The sequence below is a fragment of the Maribacter sp. Asnod2-G09 genome (genome assembly GCF_045063795.1).
In the GTDB taxonomy this organism is placed as follows: domain Bacteria; phylum Bacteroidota; class Bacteroidia; order Flavobacteriales; family Flavobacteriaceae; genus Maribacter.
In genome coordinates, this window is the sequence record NZ_JBEFOA010000002.1 from 729184 (window position 1) to 747319 (window position 18136).

Genomic DNA, 18136 nt, shown 5'->3' on the forward strand with positions numbered 1-18136 from the left:
TTACTACAATTATAAGCTTGTTTAATTTCGCCTAAGATTAATTTATGAAGCTATGGAAAGTAGATGTGAAAATTGCATTATCCGACAGTTTAATTCACTTCGTGCATTGAGCAAAGACGAATTAAAAAAAGTGGCAGACTCTAAAACCTCTAAGAAGATTAAAAAAGGAGAGGCTTTATTTATAGAGGGGCAGAAGCTTGATGGTGTATTTTGCGTACGAGATGGTGTTTCTAAGTTGTCTAAATTAAGTAGTAATGGCAAAGAACAAATTGTAAAATTGACCAATAAAGGTGAGATAATGGGGCAGCGTTCTGTAATTGCAGAAGATTTCACCAATTTAAGTGCTACCGCTATTAGTGATATGGAAGTGTGTTTTATACCCAAAGAGATCATTACAAATACATTAAATACTAACCCTTATTTTTCTTTAGAAGTATTGCGACATATGGCGCATGATTTAAAAGAAGCAGATGATGTCATTGTAAACATGTCTCAAAAAACTGTTAAACAACGTTTGGCAGAGGCATTTGTTTATTTGAAGAAAAATTATGGTGAAGACGAAAACGGATTTCTATTATTGACACTTAGTAGAGATGATTATGCAAATATTGTTGGTGCGGCAACAGAATCTTTAATTCGTATGATTTCTGAGTTTAAGAAAAAAGGACTCATAAAGACAGAAGGTAAAAAGATTGGAATCGTAGAAGAGGAGATGTTGCAAGAACTAGCTGACGGATTTTAAATTTTTTAGTATTCTGATAAATGTCATAGTTTCAGTTCTGTAGGGAGGCTACATTTATCATCAAATGATGTGTCTCATTTATGAAAAATATATTAATACCGACCGATTTTTCACAACCTGCATGGAATGCAATACAGTATGCTTTGCAATTATTCGCAGAATCTGAATGTGTATTCCATTTATTAAATGCCTATACTCCAGAATTACATAGTAACCGTTTAATGGCGGGGAGAGTAACGGAAGCCGCTAAAGATTATTCTGCACAAACAGCATCAGAAAAAGGATTGAAAAAGACTCTTCAGCACATCAAAAAACAATACAATAATCCGCTTCATAGCTATAAAACAATTTCTAGCTTCTCAATGCTTATTGACGAAGTAAAGGAAGTTGTTGAAAAACAGCACATAGATTTTGTAATTATGAGTGCCAGCGGTGGTGCAGATGATGAATCTATTTTTTTAGGTAGAAATACGGTAAGAATATTAAACCATGTCAATAAATGCCCAATTATGGTAATACCTCCAAGGGCAGTTTTTGAAAACTTACATTCGATTTCTGTTGTATCAGAACTCAATCATTTATTTAAAAGCGATGAATTAAGCCCGGTAGTAGAATTGGCACGGTATTTTAATAGTACGGTACAAATTGCAAGTATTCAAAATGCTACGCCACAGATCACAGAGTTACAACATATAAATCATGAGATTATAGCTGAAAAACTAGGGTCTATATATCATAATTTCTACAAACTAGATACCGAACATTCATTAACAACTACTTTAAAAAGGTATGTTGATCATACTAATTGTCAGCTACTTGTTATGTCTAACAATACCAATAGTTATTTAAGAAAATTATGCAATGATTATATTGTTGGGAAATCAATTTTCTGCTGCCATGTGCCAATGTTATCATTACAGTTAATTGAAAATAACATCAGTATCAGTCATTAAGATCTTCCTTTTAGATAATTATTAGCGAAGTGTTCATCACAAAATTTTAGGCATTACTTAATGCTTTGATGAATGCTATCAATTAATTCTAAATATCTTTATAGCCAAATAACCATAATACAACCAAAAAGTGAGCGCGGTAAACGAGAAGAAAGTAGCAGCATTAGAAGCGGTAAAATATATAAAATCTGGAATGACCGTTGGTCTAGGCACTGGTTCTACTGCATTTTATATGATAGAGGCAATAGGCGAAATGGTATTAAACGGATTAAAAATCAAAGCCGTTGCAACTTCTGACGAAACTGAAAAATTGGCAAAAAAACTGGGTATACATGTGATTGCCCTTGCAGAAGCAAAAAGATTAGATGTTACCATTGATGGTGCCGATGAGGTCGATGAAGACTTTCAATTGATCAAAGGCGGAGGCGGAGCGTTATTACGTGAAAAGATAGTCGCCCATAATTCTGATATGAATATCATTATTGCCGATTCGTCTAAAAGTGTTGCCAAACTAGGTAAGTTCAAACTGCCTATTGAAACGATACCCTTTGCAACGCAATTGATTATTAAAGAATTGGAGGGAATGAAACTGGCACCTGTACAGCGAATGAAAGGTGCTGACGATTATAAAACAGACGAGAATAACGATATTATAGATATTGATATTTGGGATACCGATATAAAATTAACTGATCTAGAACAGCAATTAAAAACAATACCAGGCATCGTAGAAACCGGATTATTCTTGACCACTACTAATTTGGTTATTATTGGCAAAGGGGAGAAGGCTATTGTAAAAAGGCGATAGTAGTTAACTACAGTAAAATTCACAAACTATGCAAGACGAAAAACATTATGGTACGCGGAGTAATTGGTTGCGAGCGGCAGTACTTGGTGCTAATGATGGTATTTTGTCTACAGCAAGTTTGGTAATCGGTGTCGCTGCTGCAAGCACAACTAGAGAACCTATAATTTTAGCAGGCGTTGCAGGTTTGGTTGCAGGTGCCTTGTCAATGGCAGCAGGTGAATACGTATCTGTAAGTTCGCAAGAAGATTTAGAAAAAGCCGATCTAGCTCGCGAAATGAAAGAGCTAGAAGAAATGCCAGAAGAAGAACTTATAGAACTCGCTTTAATTTATGAAGAACGCGGTTTAGATTCAGATTTGGCGTTACAAGTAGCTACACAATTAACGGCACATGATGCCTTGGGTGCACATGCCAGAGATGAATTGGGTATTAATGATATTACACAGGCAAATCCGTTATTGGCGGCATTGTCATCTGGTGCGTCTTTTGTTTTCGGCGGATTACTTCCGGTACTAGTAGCTTATTTTGGTCCGCTTGAGGAGATGGAATATGTGCAATATGGTTTTGCTGTTCTGTTTCTAGCGGTTTTAGGTGCTATTGCAGCAAAGGCAGGCGGTTCGAATATATTCACAGCTGTTTTAAGAATTAGCTTTTGGGGAACCGTAGCTATGGTCATCACCGCATTGATTGGGCATTTGTTCGGGGTAAATGTGGCGTAGTGCTATTCTTTACTATCTATGGGTGAAGTTATCGATTCAAAATCTTTCATAGTAGTTTCTCCATGTAAGATTGCCATTAAAAATTCATGAATCAAATCAGGAAATTTAAATCCGAGTGAGGCCCATTCGTGTCCGCCTTCTTCATTGTAATACACTTTGTAATTTCCATCTATCTCAGAAAGGCGTTCGGCAATAGCTTTGGGTCCGTTGATTTGTAGGAAACCAACATCTGTAGGTTTACAAAACCGATGTGGATTCGTATCATAAGGGACAACGGAATCTTTAACTCCGTGAAAAAATAGGGCGGGAGTCTTATTGCTGGCATCAATATAATTTTCATCCAATACAGCACCAGAAAAACTTACTAATCCTGCAATTTTAACATTAGGGTAGGGCAGTCTTTTAAAACGATAATCGTACCGCATAAATTGAAAATTCAAAACGGTTTCGGCACCTGCACTACTACCTATTAAGAATATTTTTTCAGGATCAGCTTTAAAGGGTAACGAATCTTTCGTTAAGTAATTAATAGCCTTAGAGAGATCGGCAACCGCCTCGACGTAGGTATCAATTTTTATAGAAGTAGGGCAGTCGCATCCAAAAGATTTCCCTTTTCTAGACAGCCTATAATTTATAGAAGCCACATTAAACCCTTTGGTCGCTAGGTAAGTACTTAGTCCTTTTTCATCACCACCATTACGTTGGCCCGCAGTAAAGCCACCACCATGCACTAAAACAACTGTTGGTTTTAGTTGCATGTCATTAGACGGAATGCTATAAAAATCGAGTTGTAAGGTATCGGCATAATTATAGGTATTCATTTGTACGGCATCCGGTGTGGAGTTAGGTTCTTGAGCAAATGCAGGGCTAATGGTAGAAATAAAACCAAATAATATGATGAAGTAACTAAATATATGCAAAGCAATTTTTGATGTCATAAGTGAAATTATAGTGTTTAGGGGAACATCCGAAGTAAACAGAATACCATTAAAACGTTATATAACAAAGGTTGTCAGTTTTATAAAAGTTTGAATCCGATAAAAAACAAACATAAATACATTTGCTATAAAAAGGCATTAAGCGTGCAAATGTACAGCGTAAGTATCTTATTTATAGTATTTAAAGGTGAATTGGGTTAAAAAATGATTCATAGAATGTTTTCGAAAACCCTTTCGCAACAATATAAACGTGAAACTAGTGGCGTATGAGCGCTTATGACTTGAATTCTATAGAATTATGTTGGTCGAAATATTTTAATTAGCGCCTTATATAAAGTATCTTTGGGGGAGATTTTAGTAGATCATAAAATAAACACGAACCTGAAAAATAATCTAATAATATAATGAACAACGAACTAGATCAATTAGCAGCCGATAATATAAGGGCATTAGCTGTAGCGATGGTAGAAAAGGCAAACTCTGGACACCCAGGTGGGCCAATGGGAGGCGCAGACTACATGCACATTTTATATTCTGAATTTTTCAACTACGATCCTTCTGATATGAAGTGGCCGTTTCGTGACCGTTTTTTCATGGATGCTGGGCACTTATCTACTTTAATGTATGCTCAGTATTACTTATTGGGTAACTATGCAAAAGACGATGTAGCTAATTTTAGACAATGGGGATCGGTAACACCGGGGCACCCGGAAGTTGATGTTGCAAGAGGAATCGAAAATACATCTGGACCATTAGGTCAAGGTCATACTATGGGTGTTGGTGCTGCAGTAGCGGCTAACTTCTTGAAAGCACGTTTTGGCGATTGGATGAACCATAAAATTTATGGTTTCATTTCTGATGGTGGTGTACAAGAAGAAATTTCTCAAGGTGCAGGTAGAATTGCAGGTCACTTAGGCTTAAGCAACTTTATTATGTTCTACGATTCTAACGATGTTCAATTATCATCAAAAACAGATGAGGTAACTTCAGAAGATACAGCGAAGAAATATGAAGCATGGGGATGGAAAGTCGTTACAATCGACGGCCATGATCATGATCAAATTAGAAAAGCACTTACAGATGCTAATGCAGAAACAGATAAGCCAACATTGATTATCGGTCAAACGATAATGGGTAAAGGCTGTGTAACTGCAGATGGTACTCCGTATGAAGGGTATACAGAACTACACGGTAAGCCAATTGGCGATACAGGTGCAGATTATGAAAAAACTTTAGCGAATTTAGGTGCCGATGTAGCAAATCCTTTTGATATCTATTCAAAAGTAGAAGAGTACTACGAAGGTATTATCAATAAGAAGAAAGACGAAGCACAAGCTAAGAAAAGAGAGATCGATGCATGGCGTTCAGAAAATGCTGAGCTTTCTGCAAAATTAGATGGTTTCTTAGAAGGTAAATTACCAGAATTAGATTTTAGTTCTGTAGCACAGAAAGAAGGTCAGGCAACACGTGCAGCATCCTCTAACGTTTTAGCGTATTTAGCGCAAAATGTAGAGAATATGATCGTATCATCTGCCGATTTATCGAACAGTGATAAAACAGACGGATTCTTAAAGAAAACACACATTTTAAAGAAAGGTGATTTCTCTGGAGCATTCTTACAAGCAGGTGTAGCAGAATTAACAATGGCAACTATGGCAAACGGTATCGCACTTCACGGTGGGGTAATGGCAGTAGTAGCAACATTCTTTGTATTCTCTGATTATATGAAGCCAGCAATACGTTTAAGCTGTATTCAAGAATTACCGGTGAAGTTTGTTTGGACACATGATGCCTTTAGAGTAGGAGAGGACGGACCAACACACCAACCAATTGAGCAAGAAGCTCAAATACGTTTGTTAGAGAAATTAAAGAACCATAGCCACGAGCAAAGTTTCGTAGCATTGCGTCCTGCAGATTCTCAAGAAACCAACGTAGCTTGGAAAATGGCAATGGAAAACCAAAAAACGCCGACCGGACTTATTTTATCTCGTCAAGGGATAAAAGATCTTCCTGCAAAGAGTGGTAACCGTTATGAAGAAGCATTAGGAGCTGAAAAAGGAGGTTACTTGGTACAAGAAGTAGCAGATCCAGATGTAATATTGATTGCAAATGGTTCTGAGGTAGCAACATTGGTAGCTGCAACAAAATTATTGGAAGAAAAAGAAGGATTAAAAGTGAATATCGCTTCTATACCTTCAGAAGGTATATTTAGACAACAGTCAGAAGCATACCAAGAAGCAGTGATTCCGCCAAACAAGCCAGTTTTTGGTCTTACGGCAGGTTTACCAGTAAACTTAGAAGGATTAGCAGGAGCTAACGGAAAAGTGTTCGGTTTAGAGCATTTCGGTTATTCTGCACCAGCAACGGTCCTTGATGAAAAATTTGGATTCACCGGTGATCAAGTATACCAACAAGTAGTAGATTTTTTAAAGTAAACGATTTTTAGGTTTTACTCCTAAAGACATTCATTATAAATTAAAAATTAGAAAAAGATGAAATTTTTTATAGATACAGCGAATTTAGACGAGATCAAAGAAGCTCAAGATATGGGTATTTTAGATGGTGTTACAACTAACCCGTCTTTAATGGCAAAAGAAGGCATTACTGGTGCTGATAACATATTGGCTCATTACAAGAAAATATGTGATGTAGTTGACGGTGATGTAAGTGCTGAGGTTATTTCTACTGATTATGAAGGTATGATCGCAGAAGGCGAGAAGTTGGTTAAAATTAGCCCACAGATCGTAATTAAAGTACCTATGATCAAAGAAGGTGTAAAAGCAATTAAGTATTTCTCTGATAAAGGATACAGAACTAACTGTACTTTGGTATTTTCTTCTGGTCAAGCATTATTAGCTGCAAAAGCAGGTGCAACATATGTATCGCCTTTCATTGGTCGTTTAGATGATATCTCTACAGACGGATTAGGATTGATCGCAGATATTCGTTTGATATACGATAACTACGGTTACGAAACTCAAATATTAGCAGCATCTGTACGTCACGTAATGCACATTATCGACTGTGCTAAAATTGGTGCTGATGTTATGACTGGTGGTTTAAGTTCAATTGTCGGTCTTTTAAAGCACCCATTAACTGATAGCGGTTTAGCGAAGTTCTTAGCTGATTACCAAAAAGGAAACTAAGTCGTAAGATTTAAGCTATTGATATAGAAAACCATCACTGAAAAGTGATGGTTTTTTTGTTTTGTATTAGTTGGCACATAAAAGATATAAAATAACTTGTTACTTTATACAATTGTTGTAACACATTATACAAAACCATTAAACATTGAAAAAAATCCTATTATTTCTATCAACTATTTTCTTTACGAGTTGTAATTCTCAAACCAAATTCGATTTGGATAAAGTCCTGCAAATGGACAGAGAAGATATGATTGTTATGGAAATTGATACCTATCTCAACGAAAAATCCAAATATGGAGAGGAAATGGAAAAACTTAATTCTTCTCAAAGAGTTCTACTAATTATTGAAAACCTAGAGCGAGAAATTAATAATGGTGGATTTGACCAATTTTACTGGAACTCTAGCGGAGATTACGCAATGGAAACGATTAATGCTCTGAAACAAATTGGAGCAAATAAAACAGCTGAAATAGTAAAAAAAGCTAACGATAAATTCCCGAATGGAATTGTTCCTGAAAACAGAGATAAAAGGGGAGAAATTTTAGAAAAAATAAGTGAAGAATCTTCCGAATACTGGAATAATCTGGACACCAAATTTTATGCGCCAAATAAGGAGATTGGAAAAATGGAAATTGATAATATACCAAGTCTGTTGATTGATTTTATCAAAGAGAACAAATCTGACTTCGAAAAATAACGTATTACAACAAAACCAATAAACAATACGACTTCAATCTTAATCGCAGGGTTTGCGTATTTTTATAAGGTCGCGAAATCTTTGGTATTTCGCTTTGATACAAAAAAAAGAAAAAACCTGCCTGCCGGCAAGCAGGCAAAACCAAAAGATTTCGCTATGTGTGTGGCGGAAAGCAAACACTAGTTTGCACCCGTACTGTTCATAGCTGAAACGTTGTAAGCAATTTAAAAAATGGAAGACAATTTTAAATTAACTACTGAAGGCGTATTAATAATCGCGTCTTCAAACTCTTTAAAAGAGAAGTATAAAACCGATGAATTTAATTACGATTTCCCAGATGGTCTTAGTCAGTTGATTTTGAATAATTCAATCATTGCAATAACAAATTCTGGCGGAGATAATTTGTTAGTGGAATTCTCTTTGGAAAAAGAGCTTGACATTATTGAATTTGATAAGATTATTGAGCAATCAATAGAATTATCTGAAAATGATGAGTTATTAATCCTTTCACATACTGAATTCACTATGATTTGTGATAATGATGGAGATTACAAAAATGATAAAAGTTGGCCAATAAAATTTTCAAAACCAATAGAAAAGGGAAAATTTCAAGTGCAAATTGCTGTAATTGACGTTGAAGAAGAATTTGAAAAATACAACGCATATTTTAAGGTGAATATTAATTTAAAAAAGATTTCGGAAGTACTAACCACAAATTTTGTTTGCGAATTGTGCGAGTAAAAACTGTTTATGACAAAGAACCGAGGTAAAAAACAAACGAATTCTTCTTTAATCTAAGACAATATTATTCTATGCTCATAGATTCAAAAAAACAGATTCTTGAGCTTTTTTTTTGTGTTATTTATTAGTGGTAAGTAAGTTGGATACGATAACTTGTTATCTTAAACGATTGCTTACAATAGCTGGCAAAACATTTAATTATGGAGACAAACGAAATATTAAGAAATCAAATTTTTGAAATAATAAAAAATCAACTTAAGCATAACAATCCTCCTGAAACAAAAATTACATTGGATAGATTGCGGGCTCAGGGATTTAATGATTCTCAAGCTAGACAAATGATTGGCCAATGTATATCTGTTGAAATATATCAAATTATGAAAACCAATGAACCATACAATAATGCCAGATATATTGAGAATTTACAAAAACTCCCAAAAGAGCCATTTGAATAGGATATGAAAATAGAATTTACAAAAGAGTAATGAGTTTGGACCTATGCAGAAAAATTAAATAGAGAACACTGAATCTTTTGTTTAGCGCGAGACTCGATATTTGTTGAATTTCTACGTCTTAATTATGATAACCTAGACCTTGTAATGCATTTAGCCAAATCAATTAAATGATAGAATTTATAGTTTCAACTTTAGTAGAGTTTGGGTTAATACGTGAAGATTATAAACATCGCAAATGAATCAGTGAAAAGGAGAAAGATGACGGAAGAAAAAGACCGGTGCAAAAAATATTTATGCAACCAAGTGTTTTGATTTTTACTATCATCGTAGTAATTACATGTATAAGTTCCTTTCTTTTATTTACCTATCAAAGTTGATTCATTTATCCTGAAAAAACAAAAAAGAGATTTTTGAAATGAGCGATAGAATGGAAAATTGGTATGAGAAATTTGCTGTTTATCCAGTAGATCTAAATGAGTTAATTGGAAATAATCGAATAAGGCGAGCATGGCAAACAGATGCATGGAATCGGGCATACAAGTTTGAAATAACGAATGATGGTAAGGGGTATTTAATTATATCTGCTGGTTCTGATGGAAAATTTGGAACTGAAGATGATATCAAATTTAACGTTACAATAGAAATTACTTAAGAATTTCAGACTAAGTACGGTAAACGGACTTTTTAAATGAAAATAAAACTTTATAGCTTTTTAAATATATCTGTGTTTTCATAAAATACAAAGCCGTCAGAATCTTAAAAGTATGGCTTGTATCATTAAATTTAATTTATCAAAGTAAATTGCTTAGCTTTAGTCAGATGTCATTAAGCTTATTACAGATTCAAATAAACACGATATAACTATTGCTTTCTTGATAAATTAATTCACTGTACCCTTTATGAAAGACTTGAAATACCTAGCTGCATTTTCTTTGCCCTTAGTTGCTTTTATGGGCTTATACTTTAAAGGAATTTTCACCTTTCTAACGCCTTTTTATGCATTTGTAATGATTCCCATTTTAGAGCTTTTACTTCCTGTAGAAACTTCCAATTTAAATGAAGCTGAAGTAGAAGATAAACTAAAACGAAAAGTTTTTGATTGGCTTCTGTACCTCAATTTACCAGTTATTGTTGGATTGTTACTATGGAGTTTTTACACTGTGAACATACAAAATCTTGCTACATATGAATTTTTAGGTTTAATTTTTTCAGTAGGTATAGTTTTAGGTACTAACGGAATAAATGTTGCTCACGAACTTGGTCATCGACAAAGTACCAACGAGCGTTTTATAGGTAAGGCTTTGCTATTACCTAGCTACTACATGCATTTTTATATCGAACATAATTTCGGTCATCATTTGCATGCCGCAACACCTGAAGATCCGGCTACTGCCAAGTACAATCAAAGTGTGTATTCGTTCTGGTTTACTTCAAGTATTCGGCAATACTTTAATGCATGGAAAATTCAGAAAAGACTATTGAAGAGTAATAACCAAGGCTTTTTTTCTTTTAAAAACGATATGCTTTGGTATACATTTTTCCAGATGTTGTACTTAGGGGCTATATTATTTTTCTTCAGTCCTAAAGTACTACTGTTTGGACTTTTAGCGGGTATCGTCGGTTTCATTATGCTTGAAACTGTAAACTATATCGAACATTATGGTTTATTGCGACATAAAACCAAATCTGGTCGATATGAGCGTGTTCGCGAAATGCACTCATGGAACTCTAACCACGTAGTAGGGCGAATTGTTTTGTATGAGTTAACCAGACACAGCGATCACCATTATAAATCTTCAAAAAAATATCAAATTTTAGATTGCCACGATGAGAGTCCGCAAATGGCATATGGGTATCCCACATCTATGGTACTCTCTTTATGTCCGCCATTATGGTTTGCCATAATGAATAAGAGAATACCAAAAGATATGAGAGTTTGATAATTTATATATTATCTAGCTTTCTATAGTTAGTAAAATCAGCCAACAACCTATCCACCAAAAATGAAAAATCTACTATTAATACTTTTTATAGCTATTCAGCTTTTTTCTTGTCAAGATCAAAAGAAAATTGAGGATATAAAACCGCAAAAACCAAATATCATTTACATACTAGCTGATGATTTAGGGTATGCCGAAATAGGTGCTTTTGGTCAAGAGAAAATAGAAACTCCTAATATCGACTCCCTATCAAAAGAGGGCATGATTTTTACCCAGCATTATTCTAGTGCTCCCGTTTGTGCACCTGCCAGATATATGTTTTTGACCGGTAAGCATGCAGGTAATTCTTTTATACGTGGTAATGATGAGTGGAACGACCGTGGCGATGTTTGGAACTATAAAGCTATGGCAAAAGATTCTACCTTAGAAGGGCAAAGACCAGTACCAGTAGGCACCAAAACGATTGCCAATTACTTAAAAGAAGAAGGGTATAAAACAGCTCTGGTTGGTAAATGGGGATTAGGTGCACCGCATACACACTCCATACCCAATGAAATGGGATTCGATTTTTTCTACGGCTTCAATTGCCAGCGACAGGCACATACCTATTATCCCTTGCATTTGTACAAGAATAGAAACCGCGTGCATTTGGCGAATGATACAGTGGCGCCAAGTTCACCCTTCCCAAAAGGCTTAGATCCAAAGAATCCGGAGAGCTATAAAGACTATACGCTAACAGATTATGCGCCCGATTTAATGTTCAAAGAGCTTACGGGTTTTGTAGCAGAAAATAAAGACAATCCGTTTTTCTTGTATTGGGCAACTCCCATTCCGCATGTGGCATTACAAGCGCCGCAGCGTTGGGTCGATTATTATGTGGAGAAATTCGGACCAGAAGAGCCGTATTTGTCTGGTGAGGGTAATGGTTATTTTTCGCATCAGACTCCCCATGCAGCCTATGCCGCCATGGTTTCGTATTTCGATGAGAATGTAGGTAAGTTGGTAAAGCAGTTGAAAGACGAAGGTATTTATGAGAATACACTGATTGTTTTTACATCTGATAACGGACCAAGTTATGCGGGCGGAGCAGATCCTACATTTTTTGAAAGTGCCAAGCCCTTTGATGGAACGTATGGTAGGGGTAAAGGATTTGTATATGAAGGCGGAATAAGAGTACCTACATTTTTTACCTGGCCAGGAAAGATCGAACCTGGAACTACAAGCGACCATGCGTCTGCACATTACGATATGCTGGCAACCTTTGCAGAAATATTAGATTTTGAAAAACCAGCTGATACAGACGGAATTAGTTTTTTACCTACGTTATTGGGCGAGGAGAACCAAATAGTGCATGAGTTTATGTATTGGGAGTTCCCTGAATATGGCGGACAAGTAGCGATTAGAATGGGCGATTTTAAAGTAGTTCGTCAACATCTAAAAGATGACGAGCAACCAACCTTAGAGCTGTATAATTTAAAGAGCGATCCAACAGAAAAGCATAATATAGCTATAGATCATCCTGAGATTTTAGAAAAGGCGGCAGCAATATTCAAAAAAGAACACACCAAACCAGATACCGAGCGTTTTCAGATTCCACTGCTAGAAAACGGATTATTAAGTGATTAAGAACATAGCATTTGTTAGAGCATCATATTATATGGTCTACAACATAGTATCCTTTTCAAATTCGCAAGTTTAATTGTATTTTGCAAGGATGGAATATTTGGTAGTATCTGAAATATTTAGATGCTAAAATGTGAATTTCCATAAATTACAATAGCTAAAATGCGAAATCATTATAATAATAGTGAATTCGTATACTTTTAAACTAACACACTTGAACAACTAGAACATGAAAAACTGTATTAAAATTTGCGTACTCGGCATCTTTTTATTCACTGCATTTATAAATGCGCAAGCTCCGAAATGGGAAAACCCGGAGTGGGAGAATCCTGAAATTTTTCAAATTAATAGAGAAGGCCCAACAGCATCTTTATATCGTTATGAGACTGAAAAGTCCGCTTTGGCAAATGAAAGCTGGGAGAATTCCTCTTTTTATCAATCTTTAAATGGGGAGTGGGATTTTAACTATGCGGCAAGCGTACCAGAACGCCCGACTACTTTTTTCAATGCAGGTTTCGATACATCAGGTTGGGATAAAATTACGGTACCATCTAACTGGGAACTTAAGGGTCATGGTACACCAATTTATACAAATGTAGTATATCCTTTTCCTAAGAATCCGCCATTTATTCCTCACGATATCAACTCCGTTGGTAGTTATAAACGCAGTTTTGAAACTCCTAAAAATTGGGATGGTAAAGAAGTGTATTTGCACTTTGGCGGTGTAAGTGGTGCCATGTATGTATATATGAACGGACAAATGGTCGGGTATAGCGAAGGCAGTAAAACGCCTGCAGAATTCAATATTTCGAAATACCTGAAAGAGGGCAAAAATTACTTATCCGTTCAAGTATTACGTTGGTCAGATGCCAGCTATTTAGAAGATCAAGATTTTTGGCGTTTAAGCGGTATAGACAGAGATGTGTATTTATATGCGACCAATAAAGCGACTATAAAAGATTACACGGTGGTGGCAGATTTAGATGATACGTATACCAACGGTAAATTCAGTTTAAATTTAAAACTGGCGAATACAGGCAAAAAGCAAAAAGGTGCTCAAGTAGAAGTTACCTTGTTAGACGGTGCTAAAGAGGTATTTAAAGTAGACCAGAAAATAGATGTTTTTGAAGGGTCGACCACAATAAAATTCGTACAAGAAATTCCCAATGTAAAAACATGGAATGCTGAAAAGCCAAATTTATACACGCTACTTTTTACATTCAAGGATAAAAAAGGAAACACCACCGAAGCGATCAGTTCTAAAATCGGATTCAGAAAAATTGAAATCAAGAACAATCAGTTTTTGGTAAACGGTATGCCTGCATTGATAAAAGGGGTAAACCTTCATGATCATGACGAAGTAACCGGTCATGTTATTAGCGAAGAAATTACCTTGAAAGATATGGAGGTAATGAAGCAAAACAATATCAATTCTATACGTTGTAGTCACTACCCTAAAAACGAGTTTTTCTATAGAATGGCAGATAAGTACGGCTTTTATGTAGTTGATGAAGCCAATATTGAAATTCATGGTATGGGAGCGACCAACCAAGGTTTAGATGGCGATGAAGCCGCAATTGCCATTCACCCGGCATATCGCCCAGAGTGGAGAGAAATGCATTTAGATAGAACGATTCGTATGTTCGAGCGCGATAAAAATTATACCTCTATTGTTACTTGGTCATTAGGCAATGAAGCCGGTAACGGTCAAAACCTTTTTGATACGTATGACTGGTTGAAAGCTCATGATACTACCAGACCGGTACAGTATGAAGGAGCGACTAATTTCTCGAATACAGATATACAGGCGCCTATGTATGCAAGGGTTGATCAAACTATTGCCTATGCCGAAAATAATCCGAAGAGACCATTAATTCAGTGCGAATATGCACATGCGATGGGGAATAGCGTTGGTAATCTACAAGAGTATTGGGATGCTATTGAAAAGTACGATGTATTACAAGGTGGTTTTATTTGGGATTGGGTAGATCAAGGATTAAAAGCGACCAATGAAGACGGCGTAGAATTTTATGCCTTTGGTGGTGATTTAGGCGGAGCAGAATTACAGAATGATAATAACTTCTGCTTGAATGGATTGGTAGATCCTGATCGTTCTGCGCATCCGGCTTTGTATGAGGTGAAGAAAGTGTATCAATATGTGAAGTTTAATGCTGAAGATCCAAAATCGGGAAAAATCAATTTAAAGAACATGTATGATTTCACCAACTTATCTGAATATGCTTTTTCATGGAGATTATTAGAAAATGGGGTAGAAGTAGGGAAAGGTAATTTGACAGATGTTGATATCGCCCCGTATGAAACTAAAGAAGTTCAAATAGACTTACCCGAATTGGCAAATACAGGTTCTGAATATCATTTGAATGTTTATATGACGACAAAAAAAGAAAGTGCTTTAATACCTGAGCATTATTTATTGGCTTATGAGCAGTTTCAGTTAACAGAATTTAATCCATCTGTTTTTGAAGAAAATATCGAGGGCTTGAAGGTGACTAAAATTGATGATACCATTGTTGTAAAAGGTGACGGATTTATAATCGGATTCAATAGTAAAGACGGTACTTTATCATCTATCGATTACGGACAGGGGAATCTATTACAAAAAGGACCGACCGTAAATTTCTGGAGAGCACCAAATGATAATGATTATGGCTACAATATGCCTAAACTTTTAAAGAAATGGAAAGAAGCTACCGATGCCCAAAATATTATGAGTTTAGAAGTAAACTCAAATGAGGGTAAAAAGATTATAGATGCTGTTAAGCTAACTGCTAATCCGTTTAAAATTAGAAAAGACTTAAAGCTGAGCGCAGATTACGAATTACCATCTGTAAATGGTCAAGTAAATGTAACCTATACCATTAATTCTAATGGAGAAATATTGGTTAGCACCCAGTTAAAAGGTATTCGCAGCGATTTACCAATTATGCCAAGATTTGGTAATAATCTAATTATTGATAACAGCTATGACCAAGTAGAATGGTATGGTAGAGGAGAACACGAAAATTATTTAGATCGTAATACTTCTGCTTTGGTAGGTGTGTATGATGCCAATGTTTCCGATTTGTATTTCGAATATATACGTCCGCAAGAAAATGGAAACAGAACAGATATCAGAACCTTGTCATTCGAAAATAAGGATGGAAAAGGAATAAAAATCACCGCGCCAGAATTATTCTCTTTCAGTGCGCACCATCAGTTGAATTCAGATTTTGATGAGGGTATGCAGAAAAGACAGCAGCACACTTACGATATACCAACAAGAGATTTAATCAATATCAATATAGACCATAGTCAAATGGGTGTTGGTGGTGATAATAGCTGGGGATTACTACCGATGGAGAAATATCAGATTCAACCTGAGAACCTTTCTTTTGAATATGTAATTAGTCCTATTCGTTAAAATAGCAGTATTTGACTAGAATTTAAAGAAGAGAAAGTATATTTAGCGCATGAATAAAAGTGTACAGTTTTTAGGCTTGGGTTTACTGATATTTGGAATGGTAAATTGTAAGTCAGAACCCAAAGAAAAAAAAGCTCAAAAAAAAACTGCTGCGAAGGTTGAAGAAACCGCACAGGTAGTCGAGCATACAATTTTGAACAAAAAGCCGGAAGGAGTAACTGCTCCCGATGGCATGGTATGGGTTTCTGGTGCGACTTTTAAGCAAGGAGCCGTAGATGCTGATAAAGCGGCAATGGATCATGAAAAACCAGCAGTTGATGTAACTGTTGACGGATTTTTTATGGATGTCACAGAAGTAACCAATGCTCAATTTGCAGCATTTGTAAAAGCTACGGGCTATGTAACTGTTGCCGAAAAGGGAATTGATTGGGAAGAACTTAAAAAGCAAGTACCACCAGGTACCGAAAAACCACACGATTCAATATTGCAACCAGGATCATTAACGTTTAAAAAAGCGAAATCAACAGTCCCGAATCTATATGACTTCTCACAATGGTGGAACTGGACGATTGGTGCAGATTGGAAACACCCAAACGGACCAAAAAGTAGCATTAAAGGAAAAGACAATTATCCGGTAGTGCAGGTATCTTATGAAGATGCATTGGCATATTGTGAATGGGCAAATAGACGTTTGCCAACCGAGGCAGAGTGGGAGCTGGCATCTAGAGCAGGTTCTTATGGTACCATCTATAACTGGGGTGATGACGAATCTGTTTTAAGGGAAAAAGCAAATACTTGGGAAGGTGAGTTTCCTGTGAAAAATACTATTGCTGACGGTTTCGAGTTGCGTGCCCCTGTAAAATCATATCCACCAAATGCATATGGTTTATACGATATGGCAGGCAATGTTTGGGAATGGACGAGCGATTGGTATAACACCAACTACTATAAAGAGGTAAAAGATAGAAATACGGTTTTGGTAAATCCTTCAGGAGCAGAAGCTCCGTTTACACCAAATAATCCACTAGCAAAAGAACGCGTAATAAAAGGCGGTTCCTTTTTATGTAGTGCATCGTATTGTGCTAGTTACCGAGTGTCTGCCAGAATGGGCTCTAGTATGGATTCTTCTTTAGAGCATACTGGGTTTAGAACCGTTGCAACGGTTGATATGATAACAGAATAGTCGGTTTAATCGATGCAATTTAAAAGCTGGTCGAGTTCAACTATTTTGGCTCGGCTAATCGGAATTTTCTTATTCTTAATTTCTATGAACTCGTGGTTGTAACGTTCCACCATTTTTAAATTAACGATGTACGATTTATGAATTCGTATAAAATTCTCAGAGTCAAGTCTTTTGTTAAAAGCATTCATGGTAGAGAGAATAATATAGTTGCGTTCTTCAGTGACTACTTTTACATAATCGCCTAAAGCTTCGACATATAATATGCCGTGCAAATTGAGCTCTACTTGCTTAAGATTGTGCTTTACAACCAATTTGCTTTCGGGTTGTTTCTTTTTTACAGATTTCGCCTTATCAATTGCTTTAGTAATGGCAGCTTCAAACCTAGTATTGCTAAAAGGCTTTAAAAGGAAGTCGGTTACATTGAACTCAAAGGCCTCAAGGGCATATTTTTGCTCTTTACTAGTTATAATTACTTGCGGTTGAATTGTTAGTCCGGCTAAAAATTCGAATCCGTTCATAACGGGCATTTCAATATCAAGAAATAAGAAATCTATTTTTAAAGTATTCACTTCGGCTAGGCTTTCAACGCTAGCACTAGAAGAATGTAGTAGCTTTAAGTTTTTATTTTTCTCGATAATTTGCTCAAGAAGTTTTCGCTGCGTGCTTGAATCTTCTATAATAGCGCATTTAAAGGTTTTCATTCGATATTAATATAAGTTCTACTATACATACGTAAAGAATGGGGGAAAGTTCATTTTTTCTAAAAATAAT

At 35.9% G+C, this 18136-nt stretch carries 16 protein-coding genes; 14 read left to right on the forward strand and 2 right to left on the reverse strand.

What is annotated here, in order from left to right; translation table 11 throughout:
- Positions 1-52 precede the first annotated feature (52 nt).
- The 4 genes from ACJJVT_RS03255 (at position 53) to ACJJVT_RS03270 (ending at position 3221) form a co-directional block, all read left to right on the forward strand.
- Entirely contained in the window at positions 53-742 is a 690-nt protein-coding gene (locus ACJJVT_RS03255; protein WP_405396444.1) for a Crp/Fnr family transcriptional regulator, read from the forward strand.
- A gap of 80 nt (positions 743-822) precedes the next feature.
- The gene (locus ACJJVT_RS03260) at positions 823-1695 is read left to right on the forward strand and encodes a universal stress protein (protein WP_405396445.1); all 873 of its coding nucleotides are present in this window, start codon (positions 823-825) and stop codon (positions 1693-1695) included.
- Between the two features lie 130 nt (positions 1696-1825).
- On the forward strand, positions 1826-2503 hold the full coding sequence (gene rpiA, locus ACJJVT_RS03265; RefSeq protein WP_405396447.1) for a ribose-5-phosphate isomerase RpiA: 678 nt from the start codon (positions 1826-1828) through the stop codon (positions 2501-2503).
- Positions 2504-2531: 28 nt separating this feature from the next.
- Positions 2532-3221: a VIT family protein gene (locus tag ACJJVT_RS03270; RefSeq protein ID WP_405396449.1), complete on the forward strand. Its 690-nt coding sequence runs from the start codon at positions 2532-2534 to the stop codon at positions 3219-3221.
- A 2-nt stretch (positions 3222-3223) separates the two neighbouring features.
- Here ACJJVT_RS03270 and ACJJVT_RS03275 read toward each other — a convergent pair whose 3' ends face one another.
- Entirely contained in the window at positions 3224-4159 is a 936-nt protein-coding gene (locus ACJJVT_RS03275) for an alpha/beta hydrolase (RefSeq protein WP_405396451.1), read from the reverse strand.
- A 404-nt stretch (positions 4160-4563) separates the two neighbouring features.
- Between ACJJVT_RS03275 and ACJJVT_RS03280 the strand changes: the two genes are divergently transcribed.
- The 10 genes from ACJJVT_RS03280 to ACJJVT_RS03325 all read left to right on the forward strand — a co-directional run bounded on the left by ACJJVT_RS03280 (position 4564) and on the right by ACJJVT_RS03325 (position 17365).
- Positions 4564-6594, forward strand: coding sequence for a transketolase family protein (locus tag ACJJVT_RS03280; protein ID WP_405396452.1), 2031 nt, complete (start codon positions 4564-4566; stop codon positions 6592-6594).
- Between the two features lie 57 nt (positions 6595-6651).
- Positions 6652-7305, forward strand: a complete 654-nt coding sequence (fsa, locus tag ACJJVT_RS03285; protein WP_073245215.1) for a fructose-6-phosphate aldolase — start codon at positions 6652-6654, stop codon at positions 7303-7305.
- 232 nt (positions 7306-7537) lie between these two features.
- A complete protein-coding gene (locus tag ACJJVT_RS03290) occupies positions 7538-8002 on the forward strand; it encodes a DMP19 family protein (RefSeq protein ID WP_405396454.1) in 465 nt (154 codons plus the stop codon).
- A gap of 231 nt (positions 8003-8233) precedes the next feature.
- Positions 8234-8743 (forward strand): hypothetical protein, encoded by a 510-nt coding sequence (locus tag ACJJVT_RS03295; RefSeq protein ID WP_405396456.1) that lies wholly within the window; start codon positions 8234-8236, stop codon positions 8741-8743.
- A 200-nt stretch (positions 8744-8943) separates the two neighbouring features.
- Complete coding sequence (locus ACJJVT_RS03300) at positions 8944-9198, forward strand: hypothetical protein (RefSeq protein WP_405396458.1); 255 nt, start codon at positions 8944-8946, stop codon at positions 9196-9198.
- A 415-nt stretch (positions 9199-9613) separates the two neighbouring features.
- Positions 9614-9850: a type II secretion system protein GspG gene (locus tag ACJJVT_RS03305; protein WP_405396459.1), complete on the forward strand. Its 237-nt coding sequence runs from the start codon at positions 9614-9616 to the stop codon at positions 9848-9850.
- A gap of 247 nt (positions 9851-10097) precedes the next feature.
- Positions 10098-11138 (forward strand): alkane 1-monooxygenase, encoded by a 1041-nt coding sequence (locus ACJJVT_RS03310; protein WP_405396461.1) that lies wholly within the window; start codon positions 10098-10100, stop codon positions 11136-11138.
- A 63-nt stretch (positions 11139-11201) separates the two neighbouring features.
- Positions 11202-12764: an arylsulfatase gene (locus ACJJVT_RS03315; RefSeq protein WP_405396463.1), complete on the forward strand. Its 1563-nt coding sequence runs from the start codon at positions 11202-11204 to the stop codon at positions 12762-12764.
- A gap of 226 nt (positions 12765-12990) precedes the next feature.
- On the forward strand, positions 12991-16182 hold the full coding sequence (locus ACJJVT_RS03320; protein ID WP_405396466.1) for a glycoside hydrolase family 2 TIM barrel-domain containing protein: 3192 nt from the start codon (positions 12991-12993) through the stop codon (positions 16180-16182).
- Between the two features lie 49 nt (positions 16183-16231).
- Positions 16232-17365 carry a formylglycine-generating enzyme family protein gene (locus tag ACJJVT_RS03325; protein WP_405396467.1) on the forward strand — a complete coding sequence of 378 codons (1134 nt, stop codon included), beginning with the start codon at positions 16232-16234 and terminating at the stop codon, positions 17363-17365.
- A 5-nt stretch (positions 17366-17370) separates the two neighbouring features.
- On the opposite strand, the gene ACJJVT_RS03330 is transcribed toward ACJJVT_RS03325, so the two are convergent.
- Positions 17371-18066, reverse strand: a complete 696-nt coding sequence (locus ACJJVT_RS03330; protein ID WP_405396469.1) for a LytR/AlgR family response regulator transcription factor — start codon at positions 18064-18066, stop codon at positions 17371-17373.
- Positions 18067-18136 lie beyond the last annotated feature (70 nt).

What these genes read in the sequence shown, in the direction of transcription:
- ACJJVT_RS03255 (WP_405396444.1), top strand. Translation starts at nt 53, where the DNA reads ATGGAAAGTAGATGTGAAAATTGCATTATCCGACAGTTTAATTCACTT.
- ACJJVT_RS03260 (WP_405396445.1), top strand. Translation starts at nt 823, where the DNA reads ATGAAAAATATATTAATACCGACCGATTTTTCACAACCTGCATGGAAT.
- ACJJVT_RS03270 (WP_405396449.1), top strand. Translation starts at nt 2,532, where the DNA reads ATGCAAGACGAAAAACATTATGGTACGCGGAGTAATTGGTTGCGAGCG.
- ACJJVT_RS03275 (WP_405396451.1), bottom strand. Translation starts at nt 4,159, where the DNA reads ATGACATCAAAAATTGCTTTGCATATATTTAGTTACTTCATCATATTA.
- ACJJVT_RS03280 (WP_405396452.1), top strand. Translation starts at nt 4,564, where the DNA reads ATGAACAACGAACTAGATCAATTAGCAGCCGATAATATAAGGGCATTA.
- fsa (WP_073245215.1), top strand. Translation starts at nt 6,652, where the DNA reads ATGAAATTTTTTATAGATACAGCGAATTTAGACGAGATCAAAGAAGCT.
- ACJJVT_RS03290 (WP_405396454.1), top strand. Translation starts at nt 7,538, where the DNA reads ATGGACAGAGAAGATATGATTGTTATGGAAATTGATACCTATCTCAAC.
- ACJJVT_RS03295 (WP_405396456.1), top strand. Translation starts at nt 8,234, where the DNA reads ATGGAAGACAATTTTAAATTAACTACTGAAGGCGTATTAATAATCGCG.
- ACJJVT_RS03300 (WP_405396458.1), top strand. Translation starts at nt 8,944, where the DNA reads ATGGAGACAAACGAAATATTAAGAAATCAAATTTTTGAAATAATAAAA.
- ACJJVT_RS03305 (WP_405396459.1), top strand. Translation starts at nt 9,614, where the DNA reads ATGAGCGATAGAATGGAAAATTGGTATGAGAAATTTGCTGTTTATCCA.
- ACJJVT_RS03310 (WP_405396461.1), top strand. Translation starts at nt 10,098, where the DNA reads ATGAAAGACTTGAAATACCTAGCTGCATTTTCTTTGCCCTTAGTTGCT.
- ACJJVT_RS03315 (WP_405396463.1), top strand. Translation starts at nt 11,202, where the DNA reads ATGAAAAATCTACTATTAATACTTTTTATAGCTATTCAGCTTTTTTCT.
- ACJJVT_RS03320 (WP_405396466.1), top strand. Translation starts at nt 12,991, where the DNA reads ATGAAAAACTGTATTAAAATTTGCGTACTCGGCATCTTTTTATTCACT.
- ACJJVT_RS03325 (WP_405396467.1), top strand. Translation starts at nt 16,232, where the DNA reads ATGAATAAAAGTGTACAGTTTTTAGGCTTGGGTTTACTGATATTTGGA.
- ACJJVT_RS03330 (WP_405396469.1), bottom strand. Translation starts at nt 18,066, where the DNA reads ATGAAAACCTTTAAATGCGCTATTATAGAAGATTCAAGCACGCAGCGA.